12 protein-coding genes are annotated in these 13,728 nt (G+C 72.8%); 9 read left to right on the top strand and 3 right to left on the bottom strand.

What is annotated here, in order from left to right:
* Positions 1-53: 53 nt before the first annotated feature.
* The 3 genes from ACIRG9_RS03355 to ACIRG9_RS03365 form a co-directional block, all read right to left on the bottom strand.
* Entirely contained in the window at positions 54-1,202 is a 1,149-nt protein-coding gene (locus ACIRG9_RS03355; RefSeq protein WP_402849419.1) for an RNA-guided endonuclease InsQ/TnpB family protein, read from the bottom strand.
* Between the two features lie 239 nt (positions 1,203-1,441).
* Entirely contained in the window at positions 1,442-1,876 is a 435-nt protein-coding gene (locus ACIRG9_RS03360) for a MarR family winged helix-turn-helix transcriptional regulator (RefSeq protein WP_402849422.1), read from the bottom strand.
* Between the two features lie 13 nt (positions 1,877-1,889).
* The gene (locus ACIRG9_RS03365) at positions 1,890-3,602 is read right to left on the bottom strand and encodes an alkaline phosphatase D family protein (RefSeq protein ID WP_402849425.1); all 1,713 of its coding nucleotides are present in this window, start codon (positions 3,600-3,602) and stop codon (positions 1,890-1,892) included.
* Between the two features lie 134 nt (positions 3,603-3,736).
* Between ACIRG9_RS03365 and ftsY the strand changes: the two genes are divergently transcribed.
* From ftsY to ACIRG9_RS03410, 9 genes are all read left to right on the top strand, one after another.
* Positions 3,737-4,909, top strand: coding sequence for a signal recognition particle-docking protein FtsY (gene ftsY, locus ACIRG9_RS03370; RefSeq protein WP_402849428.1), 1,173 nt, complete (start codon positions 3,737-3,739; stop codon positions 4,907-4,909).
* A 7-nt stretch (positions 4,910-4,916) separates the two neighbouring features.
* The gene (locus ACIRG9_RS03375) at positions 4,917-5,780 is read left to right on the top strand and encodes an aminoglycoside phosphotransferase family protein (RefSeq protein WP_402849431.1); all 864 of its coding nucleotides are present in this window, start codon (positions 4,917-4,919) and stop codon (positions 5,778-5,780) included.
* A gap of 224 nt (positions 5,781-6,004) precedes the next feature.
* On the top strand, positions 6,005-7,366 hold the full coding sequence (locus ACIRG9_RS03380; RefSeq protein WP_402849433.1) for an ammonium transporter: 1,362 nt from the start codon (positions 6,005-6,007) through the stop codon (positions 7,364-7,366).
* A 25-nt stretch (positions 7,367-7,391) separates the two neighbouring features.
* The gene (locus ACIRG9_RS03385; RefSeq protein ID WP_067307311.1) at positions 7,392-7,730 is read left to right on the top strand and encodes a P-II family nitrogen regulator; all 339 of its coding nucleotides are present in this window, start codon (positions 7,392-7,394) and stop codon (positions 7,728-7,730) included.
* Positions 7,731-7,744: 14 nt separating this feature from the next.
* Positions 7,745-10,057, top strand: a complete 2,313-nt coding sequence (locus tag ACIRG9_RS03390) for a [protein-PII] uridylyltransferase (protein WP_402849436.1) — start codon at positions 7,745-7,747, stop codon at positions 10,055-10,057.
* 138 nt (positions 10,058-10,195) lie between these two features.
* On the top strand, positions 10,196-11,098 hold the full coding sequence (locus ACIRG9_RS03395; RefSeq protein ID WP_402849438.1) for an ABC transporter ATP-binding protein: 903 nt from the start codon (positions 10,196-10,198) through the stop codon (positions 11,096-11,098).
* Complete coding sequence (locus ACIRG9_RS03400) at positions 11,088-11,909, top strand: ABC transporter permease subunit (RefSeq protein ID WP_402849441.1); 822 nt, start codon at positions 11,088-11,090, stop codon at positions 11,907-11,909. The genes ACIRG9_RS03395 and ACIRG9_RS03400 overlap by 11 nt, the downstream gene beginning before the upstream one ends.
* Before the next feature lie 20 nt (positions 11,910-11,929).
* Positions 11,930-13,057 carry a sensor histidine kinase gene (locus tag ACIRG9_RS03405; protein WP_402849444.1) on the top strand — a complete coding sequence of 376 codons (1,128 nt, stop codon included), beginning with the start codon at positions 11,930-11,932 and terminating at the stop codon, positions 13,055-13,057.
* Positions 13,054-13,710 carry a response regulator gene (locus tag ACIRG9_RS03410; protein WP_402849447.1) on the top strand — a complete coding sequence of 219 codons (657 nt, stop codon included), beginning with the start codon at positions 13,054-13,056 and terminating at the stop codon, positions 13,708-13,710. Before ACIRG9_RS03405 ends, ACIRG9_RS03410 begins: the two co-directional genes overlap by 4 nt.
* The last annotated feature ends 18 nt before the right edge of the window (positions 13,711-13,728 follow it).

Genomic DNA, 13,728 nt, shown 5'->3' on the forward strand with positions numbered 1-13,728 from the left:
CTCGGCCCTGCAAGGGCGAGATTGCAGATCGTGTTCGGTGCTGGCTGCATCGGTCACGCCGCGTTTGGCAGGCTGACTGCTGCCCAGCCCGCGGCACCGCGTGTGGCGATGTTGCGAGCCGCGTTGACGTCGGCGTGCTCAGCGAAGCCGCACGACGTGCATCGGAAAGTGGATTGGTTGGGGCGGTTGGCTTTGGCGATGTGCCCGCAGGCGGAGCAGCCCTGCGAGGTGTATGCGGGGTCGACGTGGACGAGCGCCAGCCCGGCTCGGGCTGCTTTGTAGGCGATGAATTGGCCGAGTTGGTGGAATGCCCATGAGTGCAGGGTGACCCGCTGGGGCCGTCGGAGCCGTACCCGGTCGCGGATGCCCGTGAGGTTCTCCAGGGCAATCCCACGTCCGGTGCGTTCGGCCTCGGTCACGATCTGCTTGGCGGTGCGATGGTTCGTGTCGGCCGCGAACCGAGCTTCCTTACGGCGGCGGGCTTTCAACAGCCGCTTGGCCGATTTGGTGCCGATGCGCTGAAGTTTGGCCCGTAGTCGCTGGTTGCGGTGGCGCACCCGGTTCAGGCCGTTGCCGCTGTGTCGGGTGCCGTCGTTGGTGGTGGCGATGTTCGCGATACCCAGGTCAACGCCGAGGAACCCGTCAGGCTCTTTCACCTCGATGTCGGGGATGTCGCAGGTGGCGTACAGGAACCACTTGCCGTCACGGTGCACCAGGTCGGACTCGCCCTTGCGGTGGGCGGACAGCACCGCGTACTGCGCGTCAGAGCAGCCGAACCGAATACCGCGTAGTCGGCCCGCAGTCGTCCAGATCGACACAGTGAGGGCCTGCATCTGCCAGGACAGGCAGCGGTCGTCGAACGGCTGGGCCGCATCCCGGCGAAAGCCGATCGGCTTCCCCTCAGCCTTGCGGCGGCGCTTCGACCCCGATTTGCCGAGGTGGCCGGTGCCGATGTTGGCCTGGAGGGTGGCGTACGCGTCGGCAACCTTGCGGGCGACGTGGATTGCCGGCTGAGAGGACAACCCCATCGCCTTCAGCCGCCCGTAGGTGAGCCGCTGCAACGCCTGCTTCCCGAACGCCCGCGTCCGGTAGGCCTCGACGGAGACGACGTTCGCGGCCTCGTTGCACAGTCTCAACGTATCCCGCAGCGCCGCCTCCTGGCTGGCGTCGGGAAACAGGCGCACCTGTACAACGAGCTTCATCGTCCACAATATACCGTTTGGTCAATGTCGCCGTGATGGTCCTCGGATCCCGATGTCCGGCGAGGTAGAAGCCTTGTCCACGACCTGCACGTGCATCTGGTCTCCCTCAGCAAGCGTTTCGCAGGACAGGTCAACCGGCCCCTCGTATACGGCACCTGTGGTCGCCGTCCTACGCCAACCAGAAGCCTCCGGGTCCGTGACGCGATTCCCCCCGGCCCCAACTAAACGGCCGGGATTCGCTAGATCTCGTTGAACCGGTGCAGCAGGCGAGCGAAGTCCTCCACGTCCTGTTTCGGCCAGTTCTTCATCGCGTGGCGGATCTGTTCCAGCCGGGCCGCCCGCGCCGCGTCGAACCGGCGGCTGCCCTCCTCGGTGAGGCTGAGCTGCGCCGCCCGCCGGTCGCCCGGATCCGGGTCGCGGCGGACCAGCCCCAGCCCTTCGAGCCCGGCGATCTGCCGGCTGAGCGTGCCCTTGCCGATGCCCAGCCGCGCGGCCAGGTCGGTCAGCCGGATCGAGCCCGAACGGCGCAGCCAGAGCAGCAGGCCGTACGTGTTCGGCTCCACGTTGGGATGGACCTCCCGGGCGACCTCCCAGGACAGCGCCCGACCACGGCGCAGCAGCGCGGTCAGCTCGTCCTCCACCGCGCGCAGGGTCTCCGGAAGGTGCTCGTCCACGGGCCGAGCGTACTCACGCACCGTCGCTGAGAAGCTGCCGTGCCACCTCGCGGAGCCGGCCGTCGGCGGAGGTGCCCTCGATCACCACCTCGGCCGACCGGCCCCGGTGGATCAGCGTGGCCACCGCGTTGCCGAAGTACGGTCCGGCCAGCCGCTGCCAGCGCACGCCCGGCCGGACCACCCCGGCGGAACGCGCGAGGGCCCGGGTGGCGGCGGCCGGCCCCGGGTTCCAGCCCAACCGCATCAGCGGGCGCATCGCCGCCGGCACCTGGTTGTGGATCGGCGAGCAGGTGAGCTGGTGCACCGGGGTGTGTACGGCCCGGTCGGCGAACCGCGCCCGCGCCACGTACGAGTGGTGCACATCACCGGAGAGCACGCTGATCGAGGCCGGTGGCGCGTACGCCGGACCGGCGCCGACCCGCGCCCCGGAGCCGGCCGGGGTGCCGCTGCCCAGCCGGGCGAAGAGCTCGCCGAGGGCGTCGAAGGAGCGCCGGAACGACGCCCAGTGCTCCAGGTCCAGGCCCCGGCGCAGCCGCTCGGAGAGCTTCGCCACCCAGGGGCGGCGGGAATCGGCGAGCTTCTCGTTCCATGCCTCGACATGGTGGATGCCGGGCGGCAGCAGCCACGGCAGCGAGGCGCCGACCACCAGGTGGTCGTAGACGCCGTGGGCGCGGTCGAGGAACCAGGACCACTCGCCGGGCGGCAGCATCGCCCGGTTGCCCGACTCCAGCATCCGGCTGGACCGGTTGTCCAGCATCACCAGCCGGGTACGTCCCAGGTCCAGGGCGTAGCTCCACTGGTACTGCACCGCGCGCCAGCGCTCGGTGTCGTGCGCGACGTCGGCCTCCCCGTCGACCCGCTCGCCGAACTCGTGCAGCACGGCGGTGGCGTCCTCGGCGGCGGCGACCTTGCCGTACACCGGGTCGGCGGCGATCTCGTCGGGGGAGAGGTTGCCCAGATGCTGGTAGACCCAGTAGGAGGCGAGACCGCTGCGGATCCGTTCCGCCCACCACGGCTGCCCGCGCATGTCCGCCCGCCACGACGCCGAGGTGTTCCAGTCGTCGATCACCTCGTGGTCGTCGAAGATCATCACGCTGGGCACGGTGGAGAGCAGCCACCGGATCTCCGGGTCGCGCCAGGACTCCAGATAGAGCCTGGTGTACTCGTCGAAGCTGACCACCTGGGTGGCCGGGGCACCCGCCGGCCGGTGCCGGCGCCGCCTGAGCAGCCTGCGCACGGTCGGCGAGGTGACGTCGGCGTAGACCTGGTCGCCGAGCAGTACCAGCAGGTCGGGCAGGCCGCCGGGCTCAGGGGCGGCGATCAACCGCCGGGCGTACGCGTCCAGCGCGTCCGGGGGCAGCCTGCGGGCGGTGGAGCGCTGGGTGGTCTCCCGGCACGAGCCGAAGACCAACGTCACCGGCTGGTCCCGGTCGTCCGCCGCCCGGGTACGGATCACGCTGGGCGGGAAGCCGCTCTCCGGCACCGGCCAGGCGAGCTCGTCGTCGATCAGCACCTGGTACGTCGTGGCGCTGTCCGGGGTGAGCCCCGCCACCACCACGATCGCATAGTGGTGGTCGTACGCCGAGAAGGTCGGCGCGGTGCCGGTGGCGCCGTCGGCCGTGCGGACGGTGACCACCGCGGGTCCGCTGGTCTCCACCCAGACCGTCGCCCGCGTGCCGACGACCCGGCGCAGCAACGGGCCGATGAGCAGGCGGGAACTGGGCACGGGGCACCTCCGAGGGGTTCGTACCCGGACTGCGTGTTCGGCACGCTGGCTGCGGCGAGCGTACCGGCGGCTCGCTCGCGGGTACGGAGGCGGTGAGTGGGACGCCGTCGCCGCCATCTGACAGGATTTCGGGCATGAAGGAATACCTCCTCATCGCACTCGCCCTGCTCGGCGTGCTGATCCTCGGCGGCCTCAGTCTCGTGGTGCCCCGGCTGCGCCGGCGTGCCGAGGAAGTGGAGGCCGAGACCCGCGCCGAGGAGGAGCTGGCCGCTCCGCCGGTCGAGGCGGCACCGGAGGTCTCCACCGGCGTGCTGGTCGAGCCGCCGGTGGTCGAGGCGCCGGCGATCACCATCGAGGTGCCCGAGCCCACCGCGGGCCGGCTGGTCCGGCTGCGCTCCCGGCTGTCCCGCTCGCAGAACGCCTTCGGCCGGGGCCTGCTCGGCCTGCTCACCCGCGAGCACCTGGACGAGGACGCGTGGGAGGAGATCGAGGACAGCCTGATCACCGCCGACGTCGGCATCGACGCCACCCGGGAGATCGTCGACCGGCTCCGCGAGCGGACCCGGGTGCTCGGCACCCGCTCCACCACCGAGCTGCGTGCCCTGCTCGCCGCCGAGCTGGTCAACGCCCTCGACCCGACCCTGGACCGGTCGCTGAAGACCAACCCCAAGGTGGACGTGCCGGCCGTGCTGCTGGTCGTCGGGGTCAACGGCGCCGGCAAGACCACCACCTGCGGGAAGATCGCCCGGGTGCTGATCGCCGACGGGCGTACCGTGCTGCTCGGCGCGGCCGACACCTTCCGGGCCGCCGCCGCCGACCAGTTGGAGACCTGGGGCAGCCGGGTCGGCGCCGAGACGGTGCGCGGGCCGGAGGCCGCGGACCCGGCCAGCGTCGCCTTCGACGCGGTCCGGCGGGGCATCGACACCAAGGTCGACACGGTGCTGGTGGACACCGCCGGCCGCCTGCAGAACAAGATCGGCCTGATGGATGAGCTGGGCAAGGTCAAGCGGGTGGTGGAGAAGCACGGCCCGATCGACGAGACCCTGCTGGTGCTCGACGCCACCACCGGCCAGAACGGCCTGGAGCAGGCCCGGGTCTTCACCGAGGTGGTGAACGTGACCGGCGTGGTGCTGACCAAGCTCGACGGGACCGCCAAGGGCGGCATCGTGATCGCCGTGCAGCGCAAGCTCGGCATCCCGGTCAAGCTGGTCGGCCTCGGCGAGGGCCCCGACGACCTGGCCCCGTTCGACCCGGCGCAGTTCGTCGACGCGTTGCTGGGCACCGAGCCGCTCGCCCGGGACGCGTAGCCTCGACGTGACGACTGACGATCGCGCCTACGCGGGGTGGCGCGACCCCAGCCACCCGTCGCCGCGCCTCGGGAGACCGTACGTGACCTCACAGGAGATCCCGCTGCACGGCGGGAACGTCAGCACCGTGGTCCGGGTGGGCGACACGGTCCGGCGCAACGCCGGCCCCTGGACCCCCTCGGTGCACGCGCTGCTGCGGCATCTGGAGTACGTCGGCTTCACCGGCGCCCCCCGCGCCCTCGGCATGGACGAGCGCAACCGGGAGGTCCTGTCGTACCTGGAGGGGGAGTGCGGGGAATATCCGCTGGCTCCGCACTGGGTCACCGACGAGGCGCTGGTGACCGTGGCCACCATGCTGCGCATGTTCCACGACGCCCAGTACGGCTTCACCCCGCCGCCCGGTGCGGTCTGGCGTTCGTTCGGCCCGCCCCCGCCGGACACCGAGGTGATCTGCCACCACGACGCCGCCCCGCACAACGTGATCTGGCGGCCGGACGGCACCCTCGGCCTGATCGACTTCGACCTGGCCTCACCGGGCGCGCGGATCTACGACGTGGCGTACGCGGCCTGGACCTGGGTGCCGATCTTCTCCGACCGGGACTCGATCACTCTGGGCTGGAAGCGGCCGGACCGGCCACGTCGGCTTCGGCTCTTCGCCGACGCGTACGGGCTGATCCCGCGCGACCGGCACCGGCTGGTCCGGACCATCCGCAAGCGGGTCGTGGACCACGTCGAGGGCATCCGCCGGATGGCCGCGGCCGGGGAGCCGGCGTTCGTCCGGATCGTGCACAAGGGCCACCTGCGCCGCCCGATGCGTGACCTGCGGCTGCTCGACTACGAGCGGCACGCCCTGGAGTACGCGCTGCGCTGACTCCGGCGGGTAGAAGTGGTCGACTCCTCCCGGAGCGGCCACTTTTTCCTTTACGGCGCCAAGATCGGCGTTCTTCACACGCCGGAAACAACCCGTCACCCGCTGGAAATCGAGCGGTGTCGGTGCAGGAAACAGCCGGCGAGCAAGCTTCCGCGCAGCCGGCTGACGGGCGACGCTGCCACATCTCAGCCGGAGGGAGGACATCCACCCCGAGAGGAGGCAGCGTGGAGATCAACACCGGCAACACCGCCTGGTTGCTCCTTTCGTCTGCGCTCGTGCTGCTCATGACGCCCGGTCTGGCCCTGTTCTACGGCGGGCTGAACCGGTCCAAGGGCGTACTCAACATGATGATGATGAGCTTCTCGTCCATCGGGCTCGTCAGCATCCTGTGGCTTTTCTACGGCTTCACCGTCGCCTTCGGCGAGGGTGGCAGGTTCATCGGCGACCTGGGCCAGTACCTCGGCACCAGGACGTTCGTCGGGGAGAGCGACCTGTGGGGCGAGACCGGGATTCCGATCTACGTCTTCATCGCCTTCCAGATGATGTTCGCCGTCATCACCGTCGCGCTGATCAGCGGCGCGCTCTCCGACCGGACCAGGTTCGCCGGCTGGCTGGTGTTCGCCTTCGGCTGGGCGACCCTGGTCTACTTCCCGGTCGCCCACATGGTCTGGGGCGGCGGCCTCATCGGCGGCGACATCGGCGCCCTGGACTTCGCCGGTGGAACCGCGGTGCACATCAACGCCGGCGCCGCGGCGCTGGCCCTGGCGCTGGTTCTCGGCAAACGGGTCGGCTGGCCCCGGGAGAGCGCCAAGCCGCACAACGTCCCGTTCGTCGCGCTCGGTGCCGCGCTGCTCTGGTTCGGCTGGTTCGGCTTCAACGCCGGCTCCGAGCTGACCGTCGACGGGGTCACCGCGCTGGCCTTCATCAACACCCAGGTGGCCACGGCCGCCGCGCTGCTCGGCTGGATCGTCGTGGAGTGGGTGCGCGACGGCAGGCCGACCCTGGTCGGTGCCTCCTCGGGCGCGGTGGCCGGCCTCGTCGCGATCACCCCGGCGTGTGCGTTCATCACCCCGGCCGCGTCGGTGCTGCTGGGCCTCGTCGCCGGTGCGGCCTGCGCCCTCGCGGTGGGCCTGAAGTACCGGTTCGGCTACGACGACTCCCTGGACGTGGTCGGTGTGCACTTCGTCGGCGGGTGGATCGGCTGCCTCTGGATCGGCCTCTTCGGCACCGCCTCGGTCAGCTCGCTGGTGGCCAGCGACGGCCTGCTGGTCGGCGGCAACGCCACCCTGCTCGGCAAGCAGGCGCTGGGCGCGCTGATCGTGACGGTCTACTCCTTCGCGATCGCCTACGCCCTCGGCTTCGTGATCGACAAGACGATCGGGTTCCGGGTCTCCAGCGAGGCGGAGGTCGAGGGCATCGACGTCGCCGAGCACGCGGAGAGCGCGTACGACCTCTCGCCGACCACCGGCGGCGGCGCCGGTGGCGCGTTCGCGATGGCCGGGATCGGCGCCGCCAAGCCGGCCCCGGCAACCACCGACGAGGTGGACGAGCCCGCCGAGCCGGTCAGCGAGAAGGTCGCCGGTTAACGTTCCTGGGATGGAGGGGATGGACATGAAGCTGGTGACCGCGGTCATCAAGCCGTACCAGCTGGACGCGGTGAAGGAGGCGCTGCACGCCCTCGGCGTGGCCGGCCTGACCGTCAGCGAGGTCCAGGGCTACGGGCGGCAGAAGGGGCACACCGAGGTCTACCGGGGTGCCGAGTACACGGTCGAGTTCCTGCCCAAGATCCGGGTCGAGGTGCTCACCGACGAGATGGACGTGGACAAGGTCGTCGACGCCATCGTGGCCGCCGCGCGGACCGGCAAGATCGGCGACGGCAAGGTCTGGGTGACCGGCGTCGAGGAGGTCGTCCGGGTCCGTACCGGCGAACGCGGCCTGGACGCGCTGTAAGGAGGAACGCCTCGATGACCTCGTTGACCAAGGGGAATGCGTCCGGAAAACCTGGCAACAGCGACGCAAACTTCTTGATCAACGAGGTCGTCGGTGTACCCGGCGGGGTGGGGGAGGACGCGCGGGGGGCGCGGGCGGAGGCGATCGGGGGGTGGTTGGGGTCCGTTCTTCCCCGGCGGGACGGGGTCGCGCTGGTCGCCGTGGGGGGACTGGGGCGGCGGGAGTGCGCGCCCTACGGGGATGTCGACCTGGTGCTGCTGCATGCGGGGGTGCCCGGCATCGAGGAACTGGCCGGCTCGCTCTGGTATCCGGTCTGGGACGCCGGACTGCGGCTCGACCACTCCGTCCGCACCGTCGCCGAGGCGCTTTCCGTCGCCCAGGACGACGTGAAGGTCGCCCTCGGCCTGCTCGACGCCCGCTACCTCGCCGGCGACCGGGCGCTCGCCGACCAGCTCATCCGTACCGCCACCGACCACTGGCGGCGTACCGCCGTCCGGCGGCTGCCGCAGCTGCGCGAGATCACCACCGCGCGCTGGGCGACCCACGGCGAGCTGGCCTTCCTGCTCGAGGGCGACCTGAAGGAGGCCGCCGGCGGGTTGCGTGACGTGGGCATCCTGCGCGCCATCGCCACCGCCGGCGTCACCGACGCGCTGCGCCCGGCCGTCCTCGCCGCCCACCGGCGGCTGCTCGACACCCGCGACGCGCTGCACCAGCAGGCCGGCCGCCGCGTCGACCGGCTCGTCGCCCAGGAGCGCGACGGCGTCGGCAAGCTGCTCCTGCTGGAAGACGGGGACGCGCTGCTGCGCCGGGTCGCCGGGGACGCCCGGACCATCAGCCACGCCCTCGACGACGCCTGGCGGGCCGCCGACCGGCTCCGCGCCGGCCGCCGCCGAGGCACCGACGGCCGGCCGGTACGCCGCCCGGTCGCCCGGGACGTCGTCGAACACGACGGCGAGCTGGTGCTCGCCCGCACCGCCATCGGCGCCCGGCCCGACCCCAGCCTGTCGCTGCGGGTCGCCGCGGCGGCGGCCGTCACCCGGCTCCCGATCGCCCGAGCCACCTGCGAATGGCTGGCCGCCTACTGCCCGCCGCTGCCCGCACCCTGGCCGCCGGCCGCCCTGGCCGCGCTGATCACCCTCCTCGGCGCCGGTCCCGGCCTGGTGCCCGCCTGGGAGACCTGCGACCGGTACGGCCTGGTCGACCGCTGGCTGCCCGAGTGGACCCGGCTGCGCAGCCTGCCCCAACACAACCCCGTGCACCGGTTCACCCTCGACCGGCACCTGGTGCAGACCGCGTACGAGGCGAGCCGGCACACCCGCGACGTGGACCGCCCCGACCTGCTGCTGCTCGGCGCGCTCCTGCACGACATCGGCAAGGGACTGCCCGCCGACGATGCCACCGGGCGGGCCGACAGCCGCGCGGACCACAGCACGCTCGGCGCGCCGCTGGCCGAGGCGGTGGCCACCCGGATCGGACTCGCCGAGACCGAGGCGGCGCTGATCGGCACGCTGGTCCGGCTGCACCTGCTGCTGCCCGACGTGGCGACGCGGCGCGACCTGTCCGACCCGAAGACCGTTGCCGGTGTCGCCGAGCAGGTCGGCGACACCACCACCCTGGACCTGCTGCACGCCCTGGTCCGCGCCGACGCCGCCGCCACCGGGCCGGCCGCCTGGTCGGACTGGAAGGGCCGGCTCATCGCCGAGCTGGTCGCCCGGGCGCGTACCGCCCTGGACACCGGCGTGGTGCCGGCACCACCCGCCCCGGACCCGGCGCTGGTCGCGGGGCCACTGCCGGTCGTACACCTGGGGGAGGACCGGGTGTCGGTGGCCGCGTCGGACCGGCGGGGCCTGCTCGCCACGGTGGCCGGCTGCCTGGCCCTGCACCGGCTGGAAGTGATCTCCGCGGACGCCGCCACGGTCGACGGCCGGGCCCTGGTCGAGTGCCGGGTCCAGCCCCGCTACGGCCTGGCGCCCGACCCCGTCGCGCTCGCCGCCGACCTGCGTCGCGCGGTCAGCGGCGACGTCTCGGTCACCCAGCGGCTGCGCGGCCGGGCCCTCGCCGCCCGCGGCCAGGGCACCGCCGCACCGCGGGTGGTCTGGCACCGCGAGGCGGCCACCGACGCGGTGCTGCTGGAACTGCGCGCCGCCGACGCGGCTGGCCTGCTCTACCGGGTCACCTGCGCCCTCGACGAGGCCGGCGCCCAGGTACGGGCGGCCCGGATCTCCACCCTCGGCGGCGACGTGGTGGACGCGTTCTACCTGGTCGGCGGCTGGCCCTCCGACGCCGACCGGCACCGCATCGAGGCCGCCGTCCTCGCCGCGGTGTAAGGAAGGGCCCCTTGTTGACGCCTCCGGTGGAGAAAGGCCCCCATCTCACCATCGGCGCAGAGGTACGTTGCGGGGCGTAGACGGGGTGTCGCTTGCGGGGGGATGGTGGGCGGGCCGGCGGGCGGCAGGCTCGGGGGCATGAACCTGCCAGTGCACACCGAACGGCTCACCAAACGGTACGGCGGCCTGACCGCCGTACGGGACCTCGACCTGACCGTCCGCTCCGGCGAGGTGTACGGCTTCCTCGGCCCGAACGGCGCCGGCAAGACCACCACCCTGCGCATGCTGCTCGGGCTGGTCCGCCCCACCGCCGGCACGGTACGGCTGCTCGGCCGGCCACCCGGGGCCGGACGGCTCACCGGGGTCGGGGCGCTGATCGAGGGGCCAGCCTTCTACCCGTACCTGTCCGGACGGGACAACCTGCGGGTGCTCGCCCGCTACGCCGGGGTCGGCGCCGACCGGGTCGCGCTGGTGCTCGACCTGGTCGACCTCACCGACCGGGCCGGCGACCGGTACACCGGTTACTCGTTGGGCATGAAACAGCGGCTCGGCGTGGCCGCCGCCCTGCTCAAGGACCCGCGCCTGCTGATCCTCGACGAGCCGACCAACGGCCTCGACCCGGCCGGCATGGCGGACATGCGCACGCTGATCCGCCGGCTCGGCGCGTCCGGGTGCACGGTGCTGGTCTCCAGCCACCTGCTCGGCGAGGTCGAGCAGATCTGTGACCGCGTCGGGGTGATCTCCCAGGGGCGGCTGATCGCCGAGGGCAGCGTCGCCGACCTGCGCGGCGCGGCCGTGCTGAGGGTGCTCGCCGACCCGCTCGACCAGGCGGCGGCGCGGGCCCGGGAACTGGTCGGCGCCGAACGGGTACGGGTGGTCGACGGCGGGCTGGAGCTCTCCGTCGAGCCGGACCGGGCCGCCTGGCTCAACGCCGAGCTGGTCGGCGACGGGGTGGCGGTGCGGGAGCTGCGTACCCGGGAGCGGGATCTGGAACAGGTCTTCTTCGACCTCATCGAGAAGGGAACGGCCGATGTCGCGTAGCTTCCGGGCCGAGGCGGTCAAGCTGGTCCACCGGCCGGCGGCGTGGCTGCTGCTGGCCATCACGCTGGTACTCGCCCTGATCTTCACCTACGTCTTCCCGTACGCGAGCATCGCCGGCGGGACCAGCGGTCCGAACACCGACCGGACCCTGCCGATGCTGCTGCCCGACCGCCTGGTCGGGAACTCGCTCGGTGGGCTGCCGGTCTTCCTGGGCTCGCTCGTGCTGATCCTCGGCGTGCTCACCGTCGGTGGCGAGTACGCCTGGGGCACCTGGAAGACCGTGCTCACCCAGGGGCCGACCCGGCTGGAGGTGTACGCGGGCAAGCTGTTCGTCCTGGCCGCCGCCGCCCTCGCCGTGGTGCTCTCGGTCTTCGCCGTCGGCGCGCTGGCGAGCGTGCTGATCGCGGTCGCCGAGTCGCAGCCGGTCCACTGGCCTTCGCTCGGCGACCTGCTCACCGGGATCGGCGCGGGGTGGCTCGTCGCGATGATGTGGGCCATGCTCGGTGCGGTGCTCGCCGTCGCGCTGCGGGCGGTGGCGCTGCCGGTCGGATTGGGGCTGGTGTGGATGCTCGCGGTGCAGAACCTGCTCGCCGCGCTCGCCGCGCCCCTGCTCGACTGGGTGGCTCAGCTCCAGAAGGGGCTGCCCGGCCCGAACGCCGGGTCGCTGGTGGCGGCGCTCGGTGCCACCGCGGACACGCCCGGGGTGGCGGCGACCGTCGGCGGCGGGCAGGCTGCGGTGGTGGTGGCGGCCTATCTCGTCGTGTTCGCGGCGGTCGGCGGGGTGCTGCTGCGCCGGCGGGACATCGGCTGAGGCCGGCGGGGAGGGACGAGGTGGACCGGAACCGGGGCGGCTGGGGCGACGGCGTCTTCGACGCCCTGTTCGCCCTGGCCCTGGTCGTCTTCGGCCTGTTCGGCACCGGGCCGGCCGGCCTCAACCAGGGGGTGGGCACCGGCCGGGCGACGTACCCGCTGGTCGTGGTGGCCGCGCTCGCCCTGGCCGGACGGCGACGGTGGCCGCTGGCCACCCTGGCCGTGGTCACCGCGACCACCACGGCGTACCTGGTGCTCGGCTACCCGTACGGGCCGATCCTGGTCTCGTTCTTCGTCGCGGTCTACACGGTGGCCGCGTACCGGCCGCTGCGGACCGCGGCGCTGGCCGGCGCGGCCGCGCTGGTGGCACTGCTGGCGCACGTCTTCGTCGGGGCGCGCCCGACGGGCCTGGACGGCCTGATGGGGGTCGCCGCCTGGTTGGTGGTGCCGTTCGCGGTCGGGACCACGGTCCGCCTGGGTCGGGAGAGCGCGGCCCGGAACCGGGTCGACGACGCCCGCCGGCTGGCCGACACCGAGCGGCTGCGGGTCGCCCGGGAGGTGCACGACGTGGTCGGGCACGGGCTCGCCGCCATCCACATGCAGGCGGAGATCGCCCTGCACCTGCTGGGCAAGCGGCCCGAGCAGGCCGAGACGGCGTTGACCGCGATCAGCCGGACCAGCAAGGAGGCCCTGGACGAGCTGCGGGTGACGCTCACCGTGGTCCGGCGGGACGAGGCGGTCGACGAGCGGTCTCCGGCACCAGGGTTGGACCAGTTGCCGCAGTTGCGCGATCGGCTGGCCGGGGCCGGGGTGCCGCTGACCGTCGAGGTCGACGGGGAGCCGCGCCCGCTTCCGATCGCCGTGGACCTGGCCGCCTACCGGGTCGTGCAGGAGTCGCTGACCAACGTGCTGCGCCACGCCGGTCCGGCGACCGCCACCGTCCGGCTGCGGTACGCGCCCGACGAGGTCACCATCGAGATCACCGACACCGGGCGCGGCCCGGCCGCCGGGCCGGAGTGGGCCGGCGGGTACGGCCTGGCCGGCATGCGGGAGCGGGTCACCGTGCTGGGCGGGTCGTTCACCGCCGGCCCCGGCCCCGGTGGCGGCTTTCGGGTGTACGTCACGCTGCCGGCGAAGGAGGTCGCATGATCAGGGTGTTGCTCGCCGACGACCAGGATCTGGTCCGGATCGGGCTGCGTGCCCTGCTGGAGAGCGAGGACGACCTGACGGTGGTGGGCGAGGCGGCCGACGGTCTCGGCGCGGTCGAGCTGGCCCGGCGGGAACGCCCCGACGTGGTGCTGATGGACGTCCGGATGCCGGGCGTCGACGGCATCGAGGCGACCCGGCGGATCGTCGCCGATCCCGGGCTGGCCGGCACCCGGGTGATCGTGCTGACCACCTTCGAACTGGACGAGTACGTCTTCGACGCGCTCCGGCACGGGGCCAGCGGCTTCCTCACCAAGGACACCCGCCCGGCCGAGCTGCTGCGGGCAGTCCGGCTGGTCGCCGAGGGAGAGGCGCTGCTGACGCCGTCGGTGACCCGGCGGGTGGTCCAGGAGTTCGCCACCCGGCCGGCCCGGGTGCCCCGACCCCACCCGCGGCTCGGCACCCTCACCGACCGGGAGCGGGAGGTGGTGGGGCTGGTCGGCGAGGGGCTGAGCAACGCCGAGATCGCGGAGCGGCTGGTGGTCAGCCCGGCCACCGCGCGTACCCACGTCAGCCGGGCCATGGTCAAACTGGGTGCCCGGGACCGGGCGCAGCTGGTGGTCTTCGCGTACCAGTCGGGGCTGGTGGCCTCCTGATCTCCCGACGGCGGTCCG

Source organism: Micromonospora sp. NPDC093277 (genome assembly GCF_044765245.1).
In the GTDB taxonomy this organism is placed as follows: Bacteria; Actinomycetota; Actinomycetes; order Mycobacteriales; family Micromonosporaceae; genus Micromonospora.